The organism is Flavobacterium sp. DG2-3, from assembly GCF_030730925.1.
GTDB lineage: Bacteria > Bacteroidota > Bacteroidia > Flavobacteriales > Flavobacteriaceae > Flavobacterium.
Genome location: NZ_JAVAMB010000005.1, coordinates 20,431 through 45,173 on the forward strand (window position 1 = coordinate 20,431; position 24,743 = coordinate 45,173).

The following is a 24,743-nucleotide window of genomic DNA, read 5'->3' on the forward strand; positions in this document are numbered from 1 at the left end:
ATTTAAACATAGCCCAAGGTTTCAACCTTGGGAAACGTATTGTAAATCACGTTACGTTTACGTTGTGTTTACGTTGTGTACCCAAGGTTGAAACCTTGGGCTATGTTTGACAAAAAAAGCGAACAATGATACGTGCCAAACCCGACAGGTTTTTAAAACCTGTCGGGTTTACAAACGAAATAAAATAACAGAAATGCCCAACAAAAAACACCTCTTTTTTATCCTCCTATTCGCAAGCTTCGTCTCTGCGCAGGAAATCCATAAAAAAGAAACTACTTTTCAGCCAACATTAGAATCCTCCAAAACCTGGGTGTATTGGTATTGGATGAAATCGGCCTATTCTAAAGCCGGAATCACAGCCGACTTAGAAGCTATGAAACAAAACGGAATTGCAGGTGCGTATTTAATGACCATCAAAGGTCCAGCAAATCCGCCGTTGATAGACCCGCCGGTTTTACAGTTGACGCCTGAATTTTGGGATATGATTAATTGGGCGTTTAAAGAAGCTGATCGTTTAGGTTTGAAACTCGCTTTTCACGGAGCCGACGGTTTTGCAGTTGCAGGCGGTCCGTGGATTACACCAGAAATGTCGATGCAAAGAGTAGTTTGGTCAACGAATGAAATTTTAGGAGGAAAAAAAGTAGTTTCAAAACTGCCAGTTCCAGAACATTACAAAGAGTATTATAAAGATATTGCGGTTTTCGCTCTTCCGATAAAAGAATACGAAACCACTTCGCAACTTCAGTTGCCAAAAGTAACGACATCAAATAATACCGATGCTTCGTTTTTGGCTGATCCTAAAAAAGACGAAAATTTCAAGTTTTCCGATGCAGGCTGGATTCAATACGAATTTGAAAAGCCTTTTACTTGCAAATCTATTGTAATTGAAACCAAAGGAAGAGATTATCAGGCACAGCGTTTAATTGTCGAAGTTAGTAATGACGGCGTTCATTTTAAATTCCACGAAAGACTGATTGCTCCGCGCCACGGCTGGCAGGATATGGATTTCGCTAACACCCATACGATTACACCTGTTACAGCAAAATATTTCCGATTTGTTTACGATCCAGTCGGAACAGAACCAGGAGCGGAAGATTTAGATTTTGCCAAATGGAAGCAGAATTTGAAAGTGAGTAAAATTACACTTTCAAATCAATCCGTAATCAATAATTACGAAGGAAAATCGGGAACAATCTGGCGTTTGACTCCGCAGACTACTGAGAAAGAAATTCCGAATTCTGAAGCATTCAAAAAATCAGAAATCATCAATATTTCAAAATTTGTTGATGCTGGTGGAAATATGAATTGGAAAGCGCCAAAAGGAAAATGGAAAATCATCCGAATGGGACACACTTCTACAGGTCATGAAAATGCAACGGGCGGAGCAGGAAAAGGATTAGAAGTCGATAAATTTAATCCCGAATTAATTCGTTTTCAATTAGATCATTGGTTTGGAGAAGCCGTTCGATCTGCTGGTCCCGAACTAGCTTCAAGAGTATTAGAAATCCTCCATTTTGACAGTTGGGAATGCGGAAGCCAAAACTGGTCTTCGGTTTTTAGAGATGAATTCAAAAAAAGACGTGGTTATGATTTGGTAGAATATCTGCCGGTTATGGCGGGAATTCCGATTGAAAGCGCTGACTTTTCAGAGAAAATTTTATATGATGTACGTAAAACTATTGCCGATTTAGTTGCTGATAATTTCTACGAAACTGTTGCTCAGATTGCTAAAGAATACAACGTAAAATTAAGTTCTGAAAATGTAGCGCCAACTATGATGAGCGATGCTTTGTTGCATTATAAATATGTAGATTATCCAGGCGGTGAATTTTGGCTGAAAAGTCCAACGCACGACAAACCTTTTGATATGGTTGATGCGATTTCAGGCGGACATATTTATGGAAAAGATATTATTCAGGCTGAATCTTTTACGGCTTTGCGAATGGATTGGGACGAACATCCCGGAAATCTAAAAACTACTGCCGACCGCAATTATGCTTTAGGAATCAACCGATTATTTTACCATGTTTTTGTTCATAATCCGTGGACAGATAGAAAACCCGGAATGACTTTAGACGACATCGGAACTTTTTTCCAAAGAGACCAAACGTGGTGGAAACCCGGGAAAGCTTGGTTTGATTATTGTCAAAGAGTGCAATTTCAGTTACAAAAAGGAAAACCTGTAATTGATTTGGCGGTTTTTATTGGAGAAGATTTTCCGTCGCGTTCCTTTGTGCCAGATCGTTTGGTTCCGTTTATTCCGAATGTATTTGGAAAAGAGAGACTCGAAAGCGAGAAAATCCGTTTGGAGAATGAAGGTCAGCCGACAGCCAAAATGCCAAAAGAAGTAACATATTCTAAAAACATTACCGATTTATCGCAATGGATTAATCCGTTAAACGGTTATCAATACGATTCTTTCAATGCTGATGTTTTAATCAACAGAGCAAAAGTTAAGAACGGAAAAGTAACTTTTGAAAATGGAATAGAATATGGAGCTTTATTCTTTCCGGGAAGTCATAAAATGGCACCAAATAAAATTTTGTCTTTGGCTTCCGCCGAAAAAATCCTGCAGTTACTAAAAGACGGCGCAACGATTTTTGTAGAGGATAAACCGACAGTTCAGCCGGGAATTCAATCGAAAGAAAATCAAAAGAAATGGCAGAATGTAATTGACGAAATTTGGAATAATGACAATTCCTCTTCATGGAAAATCGGAAAAGGAACGGTTGTTAAGTTACCGTATTTAGGAAATGATTTTGCTTCAATCGGAATAACACAAGATGTTTATTTTCCAAATTTAAACAGAGCCGATTCAGAAACGATTGCATGGGCACACCGAAAAGCAGAAAACGAAGAAGTTTATTTTCTTTCGAATCAAAAACAAGAAAAAAGAACATTCGATGCTTCGTTCAGAATCGCAGGAAAAGTTCCACAATGGTACAACCCAGTTACGGATAGAACTTCGGCTTTAGCCAATTGGAAAATAGAAAATGAGAGAACAATTGTTTCAGTAACTTTAGAAGCTAACGAATCTGGTTTTGTCATTTTTAAAGAAGAATCAAAAGAAGTTTTAGCGAAAGCAAGAGCTGCTGAATTTGAAAAAATTCAAGTTTTAGACGAAAATTGGGAATTGCAATTTGATCCAGAATTTAAAGGTCCGAAAGAAGTAATAAAAACTAATAAACTTTTTGATTGGAGTACTTCTGCAAACGATCAGATTAAGTATTATTCTGGAACTGTGGTTTATAAAAAAGAATTTGTCTGGAAAGGAAAAGACACCAATAAAATCTGGTTGGATTTAGGTGAAATTGCCAATATCGCTGAAGTTTCCATCAACGGAAAAGATTGTGGAACGCTTTGGACTTTTCCATTTAAAACAGACATTTCAAAGGTATTACAAAAAGGAAAAAATACAATTGTAATAAAAGTTACCAATACGTGGGCAAACCGCTTAATTGGTGATCAAAAATTGCCAAAGGAAGAAAGATTAACGTGGACAACAGCAGCATTTAGATTGGAAGGAAATCCGTTGTTGAAAGCAGGATTATTGGGGCCGATTATCATTTTGAAAGAGAAATAATTTTGGATATATATGTCGCTCCGCTGGAGCTTTATATGTAGATGGAATTTGTTTTCTATAAATATTTCGTCCCTCTGGGACTTTTTCAATAAGATCGGGATATTTATAGAAGAGTAGTTTTAACATAAACGAAAGAGAAGCTCTGGAAGAGCGAAATATTTATAGAAAATATTTAATGCGAGAGTAGTTTAGCTCCAGAGGAGCGACACATTTAGTTAAAATAAAAATAGATCAATTGCCTCCAGCTTTAGCTGGAGGTTTAGGAATAACATAAGAATTGGGCTTTAGCCAAATGCGAAGTTTGCCTAAAGCCCAATAGAGAAAAAATATATAACCTCCAGCTAAAGCTGGAGGCAATTGAAAAAATAATATTGACGCAGATTAAAGAATCATTACAGATAAATAATACTTTTTAATCTTTTAATCTGTGGCAAGAAAACAAAATGATAAAAATGAAAAAATCAATCATTGCAATTTTAACGGTTTTTCTAAGCCTTCAAATCAATGCAAAAATCAAACTGCCGGCATTGTTTTCTGATAACATGATGTTGCAGCAAAAATCAAACGCACCAATTTGGGGTTGGGCTGAAAAGAATGCGAATGTCACAATCAAAACATCGTGGGATTCTAAAATTTACAAAACAAAAACCGATGCTTCGGGGAAATGGAAAACAGAATTGCAAACGCCAACCGCAGGCGGACCTTTTACAATCGAAGTTGCTGAAGGAACTGAAAAAGTAACCATTAAAAATATTTTAATCGGCGAAGTCTGGCTTTGTTCCGGACAATCCAATATGGAAATGCCTTTGAAAGGATTCCAAGGGCAACCCGTTAAAAACGGAAACGAAATAATCGTAAGATCAACCAATAAAAACATTCGTTTAATTACGATTCCGCGTGCTACGGTTTTAGAACCAAAAGACGATTTTGAAGGAAAATGGGAAGAAGCTTCTCCAAAATCAACTTCCAATTTTAGTGCAACGGCTTGGTATTTCGGATCTCTTTTACAGGAAGTTTTAAATGTTCCCGTGGGGTTGATTCATGTTTCGTATGGAGGTTCAAGCATGGAAGCGTGGATGAACAAAGAAATGCTGAAAGATTTTGCGAGTGCTAAAATTCCGACTACAAAAGAAGAATTAACAAAAGATCCAAACCGTGTGCCAACGACTTTGTTTAACGGAATGCTTTCGCCTGTAATTGGTTACGGAATCAAAGGCTGTATTTGGTATCAGGGCGAATCGAATTATGAAAGAGCAAACGAATATACGGCTTTGATGAAAAAAATGGTAAGCAGTTGGAGAACGATGTGGAATCAAGGCGATTTTCCGTTTTATTTTGCTCAGATTGCACCGTTTAATTATGCTTCTTTTCATCCAAAAGATTATTTAGAGAAATACAATTCGGCTTATTTGAGAGAAGCGCAGTTTAAAGCTTCGAAGGAAATTTCGAATTCGGCAATGGCGGTTTTAATGGACGTTGGAGAGGAGAATAATATTCATCCAATGGACAAAGAAAAGGGCGGAAATAGATTGGCTTTTCAGGCTTTGGCACGAACGTACGGAATTGAAGGTTTCGAATTTGAAAGTCCGAAATATAAATCAATGGAAATAAAGGACGGTGCTGTAACGGTTTCTTTTGATGATGTGGCTAACGGAATTACGTCTTATGAAAAAGAAGTTACAGGCTTCGAAATCGCAGGAGAAGACAAAGTTTTTTATCCAGCTAAAACGGTTGTAAGGAGAAAATCGGTGGTTTTGACTTCGGATAAAGTGAAAAAGCCAGTTGCAATTAGATATCTATGGAAAGATTTCGCGAAAGCGGAATTATTCAGTGCAGGCGGTCTGCCGGTTTCTTCGTTTAGGACTGATGAGTGGTAGTTTTTTTTAAACCATGTAAGTTATATAAGATAATTTAAGCTTTGTGTTTGGATTGTGTTTTAAGGAAATATAACTCAAAATTTAAAGCTTCGCTTAAATTTATCTTTTATGTTCTTTTTTAAACCTTACTAGTTTCAATTTTAGGTAACAACTTAAATTATCTTATATAACTTATATGGTTTAAAAACAGTATTCTATATAAAAATTAGTATGTTGAAAAATTTAATATTTCTATTTTCTCTTTTTACCACGCTTTGTCTTAAAGCGCAAATCCCTGTACTCGATGCTTACAATCAAGTTTGGACAACGCAAAGCCAGAATTCGTCAGAATCTATGCCTTTGGGAGGTGGAGATATTGGTATGAATGTCTGGGTAGAGAAAGGCGATTTGTATTTTTATTTTTCACGAAGTGGGACTTTTGATGAACATAATACTTTATTGAAATTAGGCCGTGTAAAAATCACTTTAAGTCCAAATCCGTTTGAAGGGAAAGACGGTTTTCGTCAGGAATTGAAACTCAGAGACGGTTATGTTTTGGTTGGGCAGAATGATACCAAAATCAAACTTTGGGTAGATGTTTTTAAACCGATTATTCATGTTGATTTAGAAAGCAAAAATCCTTTGAAAATGACGGCTTCTTATGAAAGCTGGCGTTTTCAGAATCATCATTCAAAGGGAAAAGAAAATAATGCGAATTCCTATAAATGGGCGCCTCAAGGCGATTTAATCATTTTTAAAGATTCGATTGCTTTTGAAAATAACGGACTTAAATTCTATCACAGAAACCGTAAACAAACCGTTTTTGATGTTGCTGTAAAACAGCAGAAAATGGAATCGGTTAAAGAGGAAATGATGAACCCGATTGCGAATCTGACTTTCGGCGGGTTCATAAAAGGCGATAACTTAAAACCAGACGGAACCTATCTAGGAAAATATCAGGATAACGATTTTAAAGGATTTAATTTAACGAGCGTACATCCTTCGAAAAAACATTCATTAGAAATTTATTTAAACACCAGTCAATCTGATTTTTCGACTTGGAATAACGGATTAAAAAGTTTGATGGCTTCGAATAAAAACACAGCCAAACAAGCAGAGAAAAACACAATAAAATGGTGGAATAACTTTTGGAACCGCAGTTTTATTTATACGCATAAAAACCAATCGGTCGCTAAAGATTCGGTTTATCAGATTGGGCAGAATTATCAGTTGTTTCGATACATGTTGGGATGTAATGCCTACGGGAAATATCCAACGAAATTTAACGGCGGGCTTTTTACGGTTGATCCTGTTTATACGAATAAAGACTTCAACTTTACACCTGATTTTAGAAATTGGGGAGGAGGAACAATGACGGCTCAAAATCAGCGATTGGTTTATTTTCCGATGGTAAAAAGCGGTGATTTTGATATGATGAAATCACAATTGGATTATTACTTAACGATTCAAAAAAATGCTGAATTACGCAGTAAGGTCTATTGGAAACACAACGGCGCTTCTTTCACGGAACAATTAGAAAATTTCGGACTTCCAAATCCAGCGGAATATGAATGGAAACGACCTGCAGATTACGATCCAGGAATGGAATATAACGCTTGGTTGGAATACGAATGGGACACGGTTTTTGAATTCTGCCAAATGATGCTTCAGCAAAAAGAATATGCTAAAGAAGACATTCGGAAATACAATCAGTTTATCATTAGCTGTCTTCGATTTTTCGATGAACATTATCAATATTTAGCCAAACAAAGAGGCAGAAAAGCACTGGATGGAAACGGAAAATTAGTTCTTTATCCGGGTTCGGGGGCTGAAACCTATAAGATGACGAATAATTCAAACAGTACGATTTCAGCTTTACAAGTGATTACAGAGCAGCTTTTAAACCTTTCAGAAAAAGAGCTGTCAAAAGAAGAAGTCGATTATCTAAAAGGATTTCAAAACAGAATTCCGCCTTTGAATTTTGGTCAGATTGAGAATCATAAAGTTTTAGTTCCTGCTAAAACTTGGGAACGAGTAAATAATACAGAGGTTCCGCAATTGTATCCTGTTTATCCATGGGGAATTTACGGCGTCGGAAAACCAGATTTAGAAATGGCTTTAAATACATGGAAATACGATCCAGATGCTTTAAAATTTAGAAGTCATGTGGGTTGGAAACAAGACAATATTTTCTCAGCAAGATTAGGTTTGACCGAAGAAGCCAAAAAATACAATCTGCTGAAAATGGCGAATTCAGAGAGACGTTTTCCAGCATTTTGGGGACCAGGATTTGACTGGGTTCCAGACCATAACTGGGGTGGATCAGGAATGATTGGTATGCAGGAAATGTTGTTACAGGAAGCAGATGGCAAAATCTATCTTTTTCCAGCTTGGCCAAAGGATTGGAATGTTCATTTTAAATTACATGCCAAACAAAACACAACTATTGAAGCCGAACTCGTTAACGGAGAATTAAAGGTTTTAAAAGTGATTCCAGAAGAAAGAAAAAAAGACATTATAAACCTGATTGGAAAATCAGAAACAGAAAAAACTAACTTGAAATGATTAAAAAATTAATAAGTTCATTTGCTTTAACCACCCTTTTAGCAGTAAATGGACAGGCACAAAGTGCCGACAAACAGATTGTAAAAGTCGATTTTGACTTTTTCCAGAGAAGATTAGAAGAAGTTCACGATCCGAGTTATGAAGCTTGGGTAATTAATGAAGGTAAAGAAGATCAGAAAACCTTTAACGGAGTGAATTTTCAACTTAAAGGAAACTTTACTTCAAAGTGGTACAAGGTAGGAATGAGCGCTCCTCATTACAATAAATTAGGAAGCGATGGATTGATTACGGCTGAAAATTTACAATTAAAAATCAGTGGTTTAACGGCAGGAAAGCATACGCTTTTGACGTTTCATAATGCGTTTGATATCATTACAGGAAAAACTTTTTCTCCGATAAAAATCTTCGTCAACGGTAAACTTCAAGAAACGGTAAATGCCAGTCAGCGAGCGAATGCGAAAGTTGATGCTTCGATGGCTTACATTACATTTAGTGCCGAAAAAGGGAAAGACGTAATTGTTCGTTTTGAAATTGATGCGACAAACAATCCTGATATTGTAAAACAAATCGTGATTAACGGTTTTGAATTGGATACGCCAAACTTGATGAATCAGGCTCGTTCTCCAGAACCAAAAAACAGAGACGAGCATGTTGAAGTAACCAAAAATGTGATTTTAAAATGGGAGGCTTCAAAAAATGGTTCAGCTCATAAATTATATTTTGGTTTGGATAAAGACGCTGTTGCCAATGCAACCGAATCTTCAAAAGAATTTAAAGGAAAATTAGTCGATAAAAGTTACTCGGTTTCTGATTTGTACAGCGGTTCAACCTATTATTGGAGAGTGGATGAAGTGGATAATAAGGGTCAGGAAACTTTAGGAAATATATGGTCGTTTAAACCTGCTCAACTGGCTTTTCCGGGAGCGGAAGGTTACGGGCGTTATGCGGTAGGCGGACGTGGCGGAAAAGTTATCGAAGTAACGAATTTAAATGATGACGGTCCGGGAAGTTTGCGCGACGCTGTGAATCAGGAAATCGGGCCAAGAACGATTGTTTTTAATGTTTCGGGAAATATTAAACTGGCTTCAAGATTGGTTGTCAATCAGCCTTATATTACGATTGCAGGACAAACGGCTCCGGGAGAAGGAATTACAGTTACCAGAGCACCGATCGGATTGACAGGAAACGACGGAGTTATTCGCTTTTTGAAAGTGAGAATCGGAGGAGGGAAAACGTTTGACGGCATGGGATTAACTGGTGCCGATTACAGTATTATCGATCATTGTTCGATTAGTTGGACGATTGATGAATCGTTTAGTTCGCGTGGTGCGCATCATATTACGTTGCAGCGAACTTTAATTTCTGAGGCTTTAAATGTTGCAGGACACGATAAATATGAAGCTGGAAAAATGCACGGTTATGCGGCTACAATTGGGGGAGATATCGGAAGTTTTCACCACAATTTATTAGCGCACAACCAAGGCCGTAACTGGAGTATTGGAGGTGGTTTAAGCGGTGACGGATTTTATACAGGGAGATTGGATATTAGAAATAATGTTGTTTATAACTGGGGAAAACGTGCGACAGATGGCGGTGCGAGTGAGGTGAATTTCGTTAATAACTATTACAAACCAGGCGCTTCAACTGGAATTTTTGTTGCTTTGAATGCACAGCACGAAGGAGTTGGAAAAGGAATGCAACGTTATTTCTTTGACGGAAATGTAATGCCGGGTTATTTCGACGAAAAAACGCAGGATAAAGGAAGAAAAATGACGATTACCAATAAAGAAATGGTAGAATATGAAACGTTCGTAAATAAACCATTTTTTGATTCTTTCGTGCAAACGCAATCGGCAAATGGAGCGTATAAAAATGTTCTTTCGGATGTTGGAGCCAATCAGCCATTTTTTGATAAACACGATAATCGAATTATCGAGGAAACTAAAAAAGGAACTTTTACTTATAAAGGCAGTAAAAGCGGTTTAGGCGGTATGATTGACAATGAAGCAGATACAGGAGGATGGCCGAACTTTCCGTCAGAAACTCGTCCGACAGACTGGGATACAGATCATGATGGACTACCAAACTGGTGGGAAAAAGCTTTTGGTTTAAATGAAAATTCACCAGCAGGAGATTTCTCAGACACGAATTCAGATATCGATAAAGACGGATTTACGCAATTGGATAATTATTTAGACTGGCTGGCGCAGCCTCATTATTTTATTAATGTAAAAGATAAAAAGGTTTTAATAGCAACGGATTATTTTAAAGGTTACGATAACAAACCGGTTTACACTTTCTCTGAAGTTAAGAACGGAAAAGTGAGTTTGAAAGGAAAAGAAATTCAGTTCACTGCTTCAGATAAAGGATTTGCGTCGTTTGTCATTACTGTAAAAGATGCAGATGGAGATTCTATGAGCCGAACGATCAATTTCGTTGTAAAATAATTTAAACCATATAAGTTATGTAAGAAAATTTAAGTTGGCTCGAATTTAATTTTTTAAGTTTAAAAAAGTGGCTTGAATGAACTTATATCACTTATATGGTTTCAAAAAAGTTTAGTTTAAATGAACTTATATAGCTTATATGGTTCAAAAAAAATACAAAATGAAAAATTTATTAAATGTTTCCCTTAGCTTGTTTTTTGTTAGTGCTGGTGTAGTGGCGCAAAATAAGGGTTTGGTTGCGAATTCACAAAGTCCATACTCGAAATTACAAAGCGTTGGACTTCAAGACGTAAAATGGACTAACGGATTTTGGAAAGAACAATTTGATGTAGAGACCAAAAATACCTTGCCGTACATGTGGGATTTGTATCATAGTGAAACTTCGCATGCTTATAAAAACTTCGAAATTGCAGCAGGATTAAGCAAAGGTACTTTTAAAGGGCCTTCGTTTCATGATGGCGATTTCTACAAGATTTTTGAAGGAATGGCAGCAACATACGCCATTACAAAAGACAAAAAACTCGATGCTGAAATGGATAGGGCGATTGCGCTTTTCGCGAAAGTACAGCGTAAAGACGGCTATATTCACACGCCGGTTTTAATTGATGAACGCTGGGGAACTTTAGGCCCAGAAGAAGTGAAAAAGCAATTGGGCTTCGAGAAATATAATATGGGACATTTAATGACTGCGGCTTGTATTCATTATCGTGCAACCGGAAAAGATAATTTTTTGATTATCGCTAAAGGTGTTGCCGATTTCTTATATGATTTCTACAAAAAAGCTTCGCCTGAATTAGCGCGAAATGCCATTTGTCCGTCACATTATATGGGAATTGTCGAAATGTATCGTACAACCAAAAATCCGAAATATCTAGAATTGGCGAACAATCTAATTGATATTAAAGGAACGACAAGCGACGGAACAGATGATAATCAGGACAGAGTTCCGTTTAGACAGCAGACTACGGCGATGGGACATGCGGTTAGAGCGAATTACCTATACGCTGGAGTGGCCGATTTATATGCCGAAACTGGAGAAAAGAAATTATTAGACAATCTAGAATCTATTTGGGATGATGTAACCTATCGTAAAATGTACATTACTGGAGGATGTGGTTCACTGTATGACGGCGTTTCGCCAGACGGAACTTCCTATGACCCGACTGTGGTGCAGAAAATTCATCAGGCTTACGGAAGACCTTTTCAATTGCCAAATGCAACGGCTCACACGGAAACTTGTGCCAATATTGGAAATGTATTATGGAACTGGAGAATGCTTCAGATTACAGGAGATGCTAAATATGCTGATATTGTAGAATTGGCTTTGTACAATAGTGTTTTATCTGGAATGGATTTAGAAGGAGAAAAGTTCTTGTATAATAATCCGCTAAATGTTTCTCTTGATTTGCCTTTTCACCAAAGATGGGGAAATGTGCGTGAAGGTTATATTGCGTTGTCAAATTGCTGTGCGCCAAACGTAACCAGAACAATTGCCGAAGTTGGAAATTACGCTTATAATCTTTCAAAAGAAGGTTTATATGTGAATTTATACGGAAGCAACACTTTGAATACAAAATCATTAAGCGGAGAAGCTTTAGAAATTGAACAAGTGACCAATTATCCTTGGGATGGAAAAATCACTTTAAAGATTGTAAAAGCGCCTAAAGATTTACAGAATTTCTTTTTAAGAATTCCGGGATGGAGCCAAAATGCTGAAGTTTTGGTAAATAATTCGAAAGTTTCAGATAAAATTGTTTCAGGAGCTTATTTGAAATTAAACCAGAAATGGAAAAAAGGAGATGTTATTGAATTGAATCTTCCAATGCCAGTTGAATTGATGGAAGCGAATCCGTTAGTGGAAGAAGTTAAAAATCAGGTAGCTGTAAAAAGAGGACCTTTGGTGTATTGTTTAGAATCGGATCAGCTTCCAGCTAAGACAAGTGTAAATGATGTGGCTTTAAAGCTGAATTCGAAATTTACCACTAACAACTTTACTTTAAACAATAGAAATTTAGTAAGCATTGAGGCCGAGGCTGTCATTAATCCTAATAATTCTTGGAATAAAAGTTTATACAAACCGCTTTCATCAAAAGATGCCATATCGGTACCTGTGAAACTGGTTCCGTATTTTGCATGGGGAAATAAAGGGCAGGGAGAAATGACGGTTTGGATGTCGCACTAGTTTGCTAGGACGCGGATTTTAGGGATTCGCTATCGCGAAAACGCAGATTAAAACGGATTTTAATCATGTATTTTGTCATTTCGACGAAGGAGAAATCTTCGCAAGTAGCTCGGCAAAGATTTACCACAGAGATTGTCCTCCTGAGCGGAGTCGAAGGACACACAAGTAGCTCCTCACAGTGAATCGCCAATCTTTGTAGATATGCACTGCAGTCCGTCTACGCCATGTGTCAAACATTGTGGTTACGTTGCGTTATACGCACTGTGGTGCGTCTCCTACAGATAAACTTTATCTAAAACCTTAAACTGAAAATTTATGAAATACATTCTAACTTTATTCTTAATAACATTTTCCCTATCAGCCCAAACACTTGATAACAAATTGGCTTTAACCGTCGCACAAGATGGCTCTGGTGATTTTAAAACGATTCAGGAAGCGGTAAATAATGTAAAAGACAATTCAGAAAAGCGTGTTGTCATTACGATAAAACCTGGAGTTTATAAAGAGAAGTTAGAAATTCCCGTTTCTAAAACCTTCATTACTTTAAAAGGAACAGATCGAAACAAAACGATAATTTCATTTGATGATTATTCGGGGAAACCGCTTCGCGAGAAAGATCCGTCAGGAAAAACCGCTTTTGGAACGGGAACTTCGTATTCGTTTCAAATTAAAGCAAATGACTGCACGCTTGAAAATCTTACGGTCGAAAATACAGCGGGAAGAGTAGGGCAGGCAGTGGCACTTCATATTAAGGGTGATCGTGTTATTGTGAAGAATTGCAATCTTTTAGGAAATCAGGATACACTTTATTTATCTGAAGAAAAAACTCGTATCTATTTTGAAAACTGTTTCATAAACGGAACAACCGATTTTATATTCGGCGCAGCTACGGCTTATTTTTATAAATGTACGATTGAAAGTCTAGTAAACTCTTATATTACTGCGGCTTCAACTCCTCAAGGACAGCCGTATGGATATGTTTTTGTTGATTGTAAACTAACTGCCAAAGACAAATCGGTTGATAAAGTATTTCTTGGCAGACCGTGGCGACCTTATGCACAAACGGTTTTTATTAATACAGATTTAGGTTCGCATATTATTCCAGAAGGTTGGAATGCTTGGATTGATACCCGCTTTCCAGACAAAGATAAAACGGCGTATTATGCAGAATTCGGAAGTAAAGGCGAGAGTGCTAAAAACGTTTCTCAAAGAGTTGCATGGTCACATCAGCTTAAGAAAGAAGATATTGCAAAATATAATAGGGATTTAGTTTTAAATGGATGGAATCCACAAAAATGACAATACAACGATTTATTTAGTTGGCGATTCGAGAGTTGCTGACTATTGTAAAACAATCAAGAGCATATATCTTTGAAACGAAATAAGTAAGCCCGCTAATCATAGGATTTAGCGGGCTTTTTTATTTGTTTTTTGACATAAAAATTTCCAAAAAAAGCTATTTACAATTTGTTGGTCAGAATTTACGTTTAAAAATCTTATCTTTTATTAAAAAAATATTAAGGTTTTTTTTGGAGTGTCCAGCAGGTGTCCTGTTGGTCTTTTTGTAAGTTTTTTAACGTCAAAAAAATATACTCAGAGTATTTATCTCTATCGTTTTCGTAAAAAACGGTATTTTATAAGCTCTTATTTATCAGATGAGATAGTATTAAGTTTTGCAGAATATATACTATATGTTTATTTTTGATATAAATCTTATTGTTTTTTAGTCAAAATAGGTTTCTAAATTTTGTTTTAAGCAAACAATTGTCTTAAATATTTGGGTTCATTTATTTTTTCCATTCGTTTTTTATTAATATTGTTTTTTTTGACTGTTTTTTTTTGAAATAACATGATTAAAACAGGATAGAGCAGGACGGTTCTAATATGTCATCGTCATATTTTTGGAATATTAAAATAAATGTGTTTTAAACATTTAATAAAATTAATTTAAGATTCCATTAAGAAAAATTTTGTTAATAGATAGGCACATTAAACATGACTAACTAACAATTAATAACCTAACCAAAAAAAAACATTTATGAAACAAGCACTTATAAAAAGATGTAGCTTTCTTTTGTTTGCACTGATGAGTGTATTGAGTTATGCTCAAAACCAAGTTACAGTAACGGGAACTGTTACAGACAATTTAGGAGGATTATTGCCTGGGGTTAACGTAACTGAAAAATCTACTAAAAATTCGGTGACAACAGATTACAACGGAAAGTACCAAATCAAAGTTAAAAGTGGAGGGACATTAGTATTTTCTTTCATAGGAATGAAAAAAATAGAAATTCCTCTTAATAATCGTTCTATCGTTAATGCAAAAATGGAAGACGATTTTAATCAATTAGAAAACATTGTTGTAGTTGGTTATGGTAGTCAGAAGAAAAAGGAACTTACGGGAGCGATTGCTACCATCAAACCAGATGATGTGATGGATTTGCCTGTGACAAATTTATCTGATGCATTGAAAGGCTTAGTACCAAACGTTACTGTAACTAGTGGAACTGGCCGTCCTGGAGAGGCTGGAAGTATAAAAATTCGTCAAACTTTTAGTTTGTCTAAAGACGGAGGTTTTGATATTCCTTTGATCATCATCGACGATATGATTCAAGTTGATCCTAGTAATGGTAAACCTACTTTAGAACAATTTAATAGATTAGATCCTTCTGAGATTGAGAGTATTACGGTATTAAAAGATGGTTCTGCTGCAATTTATGGTTCTCGTGCATCACAAGGAGCAATTGTCGTAAAAACTAAACGTGGTAAAGCTGGTAAAGCAAAATTTTCATATAATAGTCAATTTGCTATAAATGATGCCATTAGTCATAGTAAAGTATTGAATGCTTATGAATTTGGAGTTTTTAGCAATAGATTTTTTAAATCAAAAGTGGCTGCGAATGCTGTAATTGATCAGGCTACTATTTATTCAGATGCAGAATTGGAGCAGATGAAAGGTTTAAACTATAACTGGCTAGAAGAAGCTTGGAAACCTGCTATTCAGCAAAAACACTCTTTCAACGTAAGTGGAGGTAGTGAGGATATTACTTATTTTGCTGGTGCAACATATTTAACTCAAGATGCTAACTTAGGAAATCAAAAATATGATAAATGGAATTTCCGTACAGGTATTAATGCAAAAATTGCTAAGAATTTAGATTTTTCTGCTTCTGTTTCTGGAAATGTTGGATTTGTTGACAAATCGTTTACTAAAGCATCGTCAAACATTAGTGACGGAAGTTATGCTTCTGCAGCTGGTGGAGAGCAAGCAGATTACGGATTCTTGTTACACATGCCGCAACATGTGCCTTGGGAAACAAATATAGAGGGTAAACAATACTATGTGTCTCCATTTCCTAATTCTAACAAAAACTTTGGAAGTGCAAATGCTAACAATAATATTGCTGGTTGGAACTATTTTGCAAATTTAAATAATGGTTCTCACCAAACTACAGATGATAATACGTTTAACGTAAATGCCTCATTAAATTATAAGATAGCTGCAATTAAAGGATTGTCTATGAAGGTATCTTATTCAAGAAATCAAAGTTCAGTTTATAATGAGCAGATTCAATTGCCGTATGATTTAGTTAGAATTAGAGATTATCAGCTTCAAGATAGACACTTAGCAAGTTCAGCTAATCCAACTTTCTACAACGCAACAACTAATACAGCAGGTAGTTATGTGCTTGAAACAAACGTTAGAAACTCTAGAGTTTATTATAATACAACCAATGGTAAAAGTACTCAAGGTGATTTCATGATTAACTACGATAGAACTTTTGGAGATCATCAAATTGGTGCTATGGTAGGAGGTGAGGCTTCAGAAATTTATAACACCTTTACACGTTTGGCATACGAGAACACGGGTAAAGATTACTTAGGAGATTATCGTACTGCTGGAGTATTAAGTACTTCTAATAGCCAGGCTACAAAAGTAGAAGGAGGAACATTATCTTATTTTGGACGTTTAAATTATAGCTTTAAACAAAAATATTTATTCCAATTTATTTTACGTAGTGATGCTTCGACAAAATTTGCACCAGAAAATTACTGGGGAACTTTCCCATCTGTTCAAGTGGGTTGGGTAATGTCTAAAGAGCAATGGTTTGAAAAAAGCGTGCCATGGGTTGACTTCTTTAAAGTTCGTTACTCAATTGGTAAAACAGGTAAAGATAATATCCAGCCATGGAGATGGGAGCAATATTACGATCTTATCGTAGATAAAGGTTTTCAATTCGGTCCTGGTACACCAACAAGTGGAGGTGGATATAACGGAAATGGTTTAACACCAAGAGTAAATCCTAATAGAAATGTTACTTGGGATACTACTATTAAGAATAACCTTGGGGTTGATCTTACTTTGTTAAAAAATAGATTAAGTCTTACTTATGACTATTACTACGATAAAAACAAAGAAATGTTAACTGATATGAGTAGTGCTGTGGGTGTGCCAATTTCAGTAGGAGGTGCATATGCAGAGCAAAACTATGGTAGAATTGATGCATGGGGACATGAAGTTAGCATTAACTGGAGTGATAAAATAAAAAGCAATATGAGCTATAATATTGGAATCAACTTTAGTTATAATGATAATAAAATTGAACTGTATCCTGATCAAGGAAATCTAGTTCCTGCCAACAATACTAAAAGAGTCGGTTTTTCAGATTTTAATCCTGTATGGGGATTTGCAGTTTGGAAAGGAACATCGACAGGAGATGGTATACTACGTACAGATGAAGATATTGCAAATTACTGGGCTTATTTGACAGAGCGTGCAACTGCAGTTGGAGGAGTACCAAGATATTTTGATATTAATTCTGCAGCCGGAATGAGAAAAGGATCTTTAGCTTATCAAGACGTTGCTGGACAACTTAATCCAGATGGAAGTATGTCAGGAGCAGATGGACAAATCATTAAAGAGAATGATTATGTGAAATTGGCTAACAGCAGTAGAACTTATGGCTTTACAACAAACTTAGGATTTAGATATGAAGGATTCTCTTTGAGAACTCAAATTGCAACATCTTGGGGAGGAGCTAATTTTGTAGATTTAGTAAATCAAGGTACGGCATCTGCAAACAATATGTGGTCTAGAGAAAGTTTCTGGAGAGATATGTATGGTGAGGATAATTTAAACGGTAAATATCCAAACGTAGGACAATGGACTTACATTTCTAGTCCATCAGATTTCTGGCAATTGAATACATTCCGTTGTTTTGTTAGAAACTTAAGTCTTAATTATGACATCCCTAAGAAAGTTTTTGCAGATACAAAAATTGCAGCTATAACATTGGGAGTAACGGGTAATAATTTGTGGGATCTTTATAATCCTTATCCAGATCATTACAGAAATATGTATGATAATTCTTCAGTAAATTATCCTACACTTAGAACTTGGTCGCTTAATTTTAACGTATCATTCTAATCAAAATTAAAAGAAACTATGAAAACACCATTTAAATATATAACGCTTTCACTAGTATTAGCACTTGGTTCTGCTTCATGTAGTGATGATTTTCTAAAAGATAAGAAAGGTTATGGCTTTTATGATGACACATTCTACCAAACTCAAGAACGTGCACAGGCTTATGTAGATAATCAATATTATGATTTTTATAATGCATACAAATCGCCTACATCTACGATAATTGGATCATATACAGATGCAAATTCAAGATTGACAGAAGAATTGGGTGGAACTCAGGATTTCATTAATCCTAACAAAACTCTTATAAATTCGGCTGATGGAAGTGGTTATTATGGAGCAAAATTGTCAACAAGTATTAACAATCATCCTTACAATAGAATTAGAGAGTGTAATGCATTCTTAGAAGATATCGATGTAAAGGGGGCAAATCTTGATAAAACTTTTCGCGATCAAGCAAAAGGACAGATGTATTACATGCGTGCAATGCAGTATTATGATTTAATGCGTGTTTATGGTGGAGTTCCTATCGTTACGTCTGTTCAGGATGCGTCAGCAACAGATCCATCAATTCAGCTTCCGAGAGCAAAAGTTTCTGAAGTAGTAGCTCAAATTGTAAAAGATTTGGATATGGCTGCAAGTTTATTACCGGGTAACTGGGTTTCTGGAACTTATGGACGTTTTACAAAAGGCGCAGCAATGGCTCAAAAATCTAGAGTACTTTTAACATTTGCAAGCCCTCTATTCAATAAAAATTGGGATGGTTCAAACGAGCGTTGGGAAGCTGCGCTAAAAGCAGGATTAGAAGCAGAAGCGCAATTAACTGCTGATGGTTATGGACTATACGGAAGTAATGCAAAACAATGGGAACAAATGTTTTTAATTGATAATGCATTCTGTTCAGAAGCGATTACAGTACAACTGTGCGGAACAGGTAATCTTTCTCAAGCGATTAACAATTCATGGGAAAAAAATATTCGTTTGTTGAGTTTAGGTGGAACAGGAGGAGGAGTAGCTGCTCCTAAAGAAATGATTGATTTGTTTCCAATGAAAGATGGAAGAAGACCAACTGCTGCAAACGGTTATAATGATTTTACTTTCTTTGTAGACAGAGATCCAAGATTTTATAGAACTTTTGCTTTTTCTGGTATGAAATGGGGAAGTAAAGAAACTCCTAATAGCGTTCTTTGGGCTTATCGTTGGGTAGATGGAACAAATAAGGCAGGTTTCTCTGATGGAAATACAGCTATTTCTAGTCCAGCTTTTGTTAGAAAAATGACTAACATTAATGCAAGTAAAGAAACAAATTTCCAATATTCTGGAACTGATATCTTTGAATATCGTTATGCTGAATTGTTATTGAATATTGCTGAATGTTATGCTGCTTTAGGTCAGACAAATAATACTTTAGCCTATTTAGGAAGAATTAGAAATCGTGTTGGTATTCCTTCTGCAAACAATTACGGAATTGGAACACTTTCAACTAAATACCAAGCTATTGAAGCTGTTTTATATGAAAGAAGAGTAGAATTAGCTTACGAAGGAAAACGTTTTTGGGATGTTCAAAGATGGATGCTTTATGATAATGAAGCTCTTCCTGGTGTAACCGGAGGTACGGTGAGTAAATTAGGATTAACTCCAATTAACGGAACAAAACGTACTGGTAACTTCTTACAATACAGAGTAGCAACAACTTCCGCAACTACAGATCCTATAAGTGCTGCGGCGCGTGCAAGTGTTGTGGCAGATCCAGATGCAACAAATTTTGAAACTCAGTTAGCAAGCTTAGCAACATTCTATAATACTAATTTTATTCGTACAAATTTAGTTACACCAATGGATAATTTTAACGGTGCTGCAGTAAATATTAAGTTTAATCCTAATTATTATATTAATGGGCTTAATACTACGGCATTAACTTCAAATCCTTGGTTAGAGCAAACAATTGGCTGGAATGATAATTTTGGAGGACAAGGAACCTTCAATTACCAAGAATAAATTTCGACTATTAAACAAAAAACATACAAAGCTTTTCACCTGTATTCGTCAAAAGATACAGGTGATTTGTTTAAAAAGAATTACCACAATTAAAAATTAACATGAAAAATTCCGCATTATTTATCGCATCATCGCTGCTTTTTTTAGGAAGTGCAAAATGTTTTGCCCAATATCCTAAAATTAGTCCAGAAGTTCAAGCGCAGGAAAAAGCAATTAAAGAAGAAGCTCAAAGACTTTCTGACGAAGCTTGGACAAAAGCTTTAGTTGTTATTGAAGAAGAAGCAAAACATGGAAAACCATATATTCCATGGGCAGCAAGACCAACCGATTTACCACAGGCAAGTATTCCTGCTTTTCCAGGAGCTGAAGGAGGAGGAATGTATTCTTTTGGAGGTCGTGGTGGAAATATCTACACTGTAACAAGTCTTGAAGACCGCGGACCTGGATCTTTACGTGAAGCTTGCGAAAAAGGTGGAGCGAGAATAATTGTGTTTAATGTAGCAGGAATTATCAAATTAAAAAGCCCATTAATTATCCGTGCACCTTACGTTACAATTGCAGGACAAACTGCTCCTGGAGATGGAATTTGTGTGGCAGGAGAATCGATTTGGGTGGATACGCATGATGTAGTAATTAGACACATGCGTTTCCGTAGAGGAGAAACTTTTGTTGGAAGAAGAGATGATGCAATCGGAGGAAATCCAGTTGGAAACATCATCATAGACCACGTTTCTGCGACTTGGGGATTAGATGAAAACATGTCTTTTTACAGACACATGTATAATGACGGAACACCAAATTCTGCAGATAAAAAATTGCCAACTGTAAATGTTACGATTCAAAATAGTTTGTTTGCAGAAGGTTTAGATACGTATAACCACGCTTTTGGAAGTACCTTAGGAGGAGAAAATTGCTCATTCTTAAGAAATATGTGGTCTAGTAATACAGGTAGAAATCCATCAATTGGATGGAACGGAATTTTCAATTTCGTAAACAACGTTGTGTTTAACTGGGTAAATCGTTCTATTGATGGAGGAGATTATACAGCAAAATACAACATCATCAATAACTACTTTAAGCCAGGACCAGCTACCAATAAAAATGAGCCAATTAGCTACCGAATCTTGAAACCTGAAGCAGGAAGAAGCAAGTTGGATTACATGGAATTTGGAAGAGCTTATGTAAATGGAAACGTAGTTGAAGGAAACGAAAAAGTTTCTAAAGATAACTGGGATGGTGGAGTGCAAATGGAAACTAAGAAAGGGGAATTGATGAGTGTTGCAGAAGCATCAGCATATTTTCCAAAAATGAGAGTAAACGAACCAATGCCAATGCCATGGTTTGACAAAATTATGACCGCTCAGGAGACTTATGATTATGTTTTAAAAAATGCTGGAGCAACATTACCACTTAGAGATAAAGTTGACGAAAGAATCGTAAGAACGGTAAAAACTGGAGTTCCAGAATATGCAAAAGGATTAGAAAAGAAGACTTTCTATCAGTTTGAACACAGACGTCTTCCAATGGATTCTTATAAATTAGGAATCATTACAGATATTTCTCAAGTTGGAGGATATCCTGAATACAAAGGAAAACCTTATGTAGATACAGACAAAGATGGTCTTCCAGATGCTTGGGAGAAAAAATATGGCTTGAATCCGAATGATCCATCTGATGCAAAAGGAGACTTAAACGGAGACGGATATTCTAATATCGAAGATTATATCAACGGTGTAAATCCATCGATAAAAGTAAATTGGAAAGATTTAGCTAACAATAAAGAAACTTTGGTAAGACCTTTGTTAGATTTAAAATAAGAGTTTAGATAAAAAAAATTCTCGCAAAGTCGCAAAGTTTTATTTTAAGACTTAAGAAAAATAGCTTGGCGACTTAGCGCCTTTGCGAGATTAAAACATAAAGACGATGTTAATAAAAAAACTAAATATCAGCTTATTATCGTTTCTTTTCGCATTTTCAGCTTTAAATGCACAACAGCATGTAGATCCAGAATACGTTAAAGTTACCAACGAGAGAGCGGCTAAAATCGTTGTGAAATTAGACTTGAAAAACGAAGCTAAAGAAAAAGCTGTTTCAAATATAATCGCACAGCAATTTAGAGATCTTACAGAAATCCATGATGGAAGAGATGCTGAAATCAAAAAAGTAAAAGAAGACACTTCTTTAGCGAAAGAAAAACAAAACGAAAAAATTGACAAGCTGAAAGCGAAAGCAGACGAATCAATTGCAAAACTGCATAAATCTTACATCAAAAAACTAAGTAAAGAATTATCAGAAGATAAAATCACAGAAGTAAAAGACGGAATGACGTATGGCGTGCTTCCAATCACGGTTGCAGGTTACAACGACATGCTTCCGAATTTAACTGCTGAGCAGAAAGACTATATCTACAAAGCTTTGGTAGAAGCCAGAGAACATGCAATGGACGCTGGTTCATCTAAAGAAAAACACGGCTGGTTTGGTAAATACAAAGGAAGAATCAACAACTATTTATCCAAACAAGGTTACGATCTAAATAAAGAAAGTAAAGACTGGCACGAGCGCGTTGAAGCGAGAGAGAAAGCGAAGAAAGAAGGCCAAAAAGAATAGTCCTTAGTCCTTAGATTTTAGTCCATAGTCAATTTATTAACTAAAAACTAAGGACTAACCACTAGGGACTAATTCTAAAAAAAAACTAAGGACTAACCAACTAACTACTAAGGACTAATGAAAAATATTTCTCCAAACCGCACTATCAAAAGGACATTACTAGCCTTTTCATTTTGTTCACTTGTTTCTTCGGCTTATGCCCAATATCCAGTAATTCCAAAAGATGTTCAAGCAAAAGCAGATGCTGTTTTAGCTGACGAAGAAAAAAGACTAGCTGAAATCTGGAATGCCAATTATCACATTATAAAAGAAGAAGCAAAACAAGGAAAACCATACTTGCCTTGGGCTTCTTATCCGAAAGATTTTGTACAGGCCGATATTCCAGCTTTTCCAGGTGCTGAAGGCGGAGGAGCTTATACACAAGGCGGACGTGGCGGAAAAATATTTGTAGTGACTAGTTTAGCGGATAGCGGAAAAGGAACTTTTCGTGAGGCCTGTGAAGCTGTTGGAGCAAGAACAATTGTTTTTAATGTTTCTGGAATAATTAAACTTGAAAAAAGAATCAGCATGCGTGCGCCTTATGTGACGATTGCAGGACAAACAGCTCCAGGTGACGGAATCTGTATTGCAGGAGAAACATTAGAAATTGACACACACGACGTTATTATCAGACACATGCGTTTTAGACGTGGTGCAACTGAGGTAACCAGAAGAGATGATGCTTTAGGCGGAAACCCGATGGGAAATATCATTATTGATCACTGTTCTGTAAGCTGGGGATTAGACGAAAATATTTCATTGTACAGACATCAGTTTGCTGCTAACGAAAAATCGAAACTAGAGAAATTGCCAGCTTGCAATATCACCATTCAAAACACCATTTCTGCAGAAGGTTTAGATACTTATAATCACGCGTTCGGAAGTACAATCGGCGGATTAAATAGTACTTTTATGCGTAATCTTTGGGCCGACAACATTTCTAGAAATGCTTCTATCGGAATGTATGGCGACTTTAATTTTGTGAATAACGTAGTATTTAATTGGTGGAATCGTACGCTTGACGGCGGTGATTATCGTTCGATGTTAAACATCATCAACAATTATTTTAAACCAGGACCAATTACGCCAGTAAATGAGCCTATTTCGCATAGAATTGTAAAACCAGAATCAGGTTATATTCAGCCAAAACAATACGGAAGAGCTTACGTTTCAGGTAACTTTATCGTAGGATCTCCAGAAGTTACGGCAGACAATTGGAATGGCGGAGTGCAGTTGGAAAACCTTCCAGAAGCAGAAACTAAAGAATTTTTAGCAGCCATCAAACAGCCAAAACCATTCTCAATGCCTTCATTTAAAATCATGAGCGCAGAAGAAGCTTATGATTTTGTTTTAACGAATGTGGGAGCGACAATTCCGAAAAGAGATGCTGTCGATGAAAGAGTTCTGAAACAAGTTCGCACTGGAAAAATCGAAGTGAAAGACGGTTTAGAAAATGCGATTGGAAAAGAATTTGTAAAAAGAAGACTTCCTGCCGATTCATACAAAAGAGGAATTATTACGCATCCAGATCAAGTTGGCGGATACCCAACTTACAAAGGAAAAGCGTATAAAGATTCGGATAACGACGGAATTCCAGATGCATGGGAAAAGAAATTTGGTTTAAACCCAAATGACGCTTCAGACGCTAATAAAGATTCAAACGGAGATGGTTATACAAACATTGAAAAGTATTTCAACAACATCGATCCAAACCAAAAAGTAGATTGGACGAAATTGGAGAATAATACAGATACATTGGCTAAAGTAAAATCTTTGGTTCAATAGTTTCAAGATACGTAAACCTAACAGGTTTTTAAAACCTGTCAGGTTTAATAAAGAAAAGGATCACATAAAGTAAAGTATAGTTTGTCAGGCTGAGCGGAGTCGAAGCCCCGCAATCAAAATCGCCAATCTTTGTAGAGTTACTTTGCGGGGCTTCGACTCCGCTCAGCCTGACAAAAATTGCGGATAATTAGAATTGAAAGATTGAATAAAATTAATTGAACTTATATAACTTATATGGTTTAATTTTAAAATC

At 36.2% G+C, this 24,743-nt stretch carries 11 protein-coding genes; all 11 read left to right on the plus strand.

Annotation, left to right across the window (positions count from 1 at the left end; all coding sequences use genetic code 11):
- Nucleotides 1–193 precede the first annotated feature (193 nt).
- The 11 genes from Q9Q97_RS08995 to Q9Q97_RS09045 all read left to right on the plus strand — a co-directional run bounded on the left by Q9Q97_RS08995 (nt 194) and on the right by Q9Q97_RS09045 (nt 24,490).
- Nucleotides 194–3,583: a glycosyl hydrolase gene (locus tag Q9Q97_RS08995; RefSeq protein WP_306156258.1), complete on the plus strand. Its 3,390-nt coding sequence runs from the start codon at nt 194–196 to the stop codon at nt 3,581–3,583.
- A 452-nt stretch (nt 3,584–4,035) separates the two neighbouring features.
- Nucleotides 4,036–5,460, plus strand: coding sequence for a sialate O-acetylesterase (locus tag Q9Q97_RS09000; RefSeq protein ID WP_306156259.1), 1,425 nt, complete (start codon nt 4,036–4,038; stop codon nt 5,458–5,460).
- Between the two features lie 210 nt (nt 5,461–5,670).
- The gene (locus Q9Q97_RS09005; protein ID WP_306156260.1) at nt 5,671–8,004 is read left to right on the plus strand and encodes a DUF5703 domain-containing protein; all 2,334 of its coding nucleotides are present in this window, start codon (nt 5,671–5,673) and stop codon (nt 8,002–8,004) included.
- Complete coding sequence (locus tag Q9Q97_RS09010; protein ID WP_306156261.1) at nt 8,001–10,451, plus strand: polysaccharide lyase family 1 protein; 2,451 nt, start codon at nt 8,001–8,003, stop codon at nt 10,449–10,451. The genes Q9Q97_RS09005 and Q9Q97_RS09010 overlap by 4 nt, the downstream gene beginning before the upstream one ends.
- Before the next feature lie 160 nt (nt 10,452–10,611).
- Nucleotides 10,612–12,633: a glycoside hydrolase family 127 protein gene (locus Q9Q97_RS09015; RefSeq protein WP_306156262.1), complete on the plus strand. Its 2,022-nt coding sequence runs from the start codon at nt 10,612–10,614 to the stop codon at nt 12,631–12,633.
- Between the two features lie 315 nt (nt 12,634–12,948).
- Nucleotides 12,949–13,932, plus strand: a complete 984-nt coding sequence (locus Q9Q97_RS09020) for a pectinesterase family protein (RefSeq protein WP_306156263.1) — start codon at nt 12,949–12,951, stop codon at nt 13,930–13,932.
- A 739-nt stretch (nt 13,933–14,671) separates the two neighbouring features.
- A complete protein-coding gene (locus Q9Q97_RS09025) occupies nt 14,672–18,061 on the plus strand; it encodes a SusC/RagA family TonB-linked outer membrane protein (protein WP_306156264.1) in 3,390 nt (1,129 codons plus the stop codon).
- An 18-nt stretch (nt 18,062–18,079) separates the two neighbouring features.
- Complete coding sequence (locus Q9Q97_RS09030; protein ID WP_306156265.1) at nt 18,080–20,059, plus strand: RagB/SusD family nutrient uptake outer membrane protein; 1,980 nt, start codon at nt 18,080–18,082, stop codon at nt 20,057–20,059.
- A gap of 101 nt (nt 20,060–20,160) precedes the next feature.
- Nucleotides 20,161–21,876 carry a polysaccharide lyase gene (locus Q9Q97_RS09035; RefSeq protein ID WP_306156266.1) on the plus strand — a complete coding sequence of 572 codons (1,716 nt, stop codon included), beginning with the start codon at nt 20,161–20,163 and terminating at the stop codon, nt 21,874–21,876.
- Nucleotides 21,877–21,982: 106 nt separating this feature from the next.
- Nucleotides 21,983–22,666, plus strand: coding sequence for a DUF3826 domain-containing protein (locus Q9Q97_RS09040; protein ID WP_306156267.1), 684 nt, complete (start codon nt 21,983–21,985; stop codon nt 22,664–22,666).
- A 117-nt stretch (nt 22,667–22,783) separates the two neighbouring features.
- Nucleotides 22,784–24,490: a polysaccharide lyase gene (locus Q9Q97_RS09045; protein ID WP_306156268.1), complete on the plus strand. Its 1,707-nt coding sequence runs from the start codon at nt 22,784–22,786 to the stop codon at nt 24,488–24,490.
- Nucleotides 24,491–24,743: the final 253 nt, after the last annotated feature.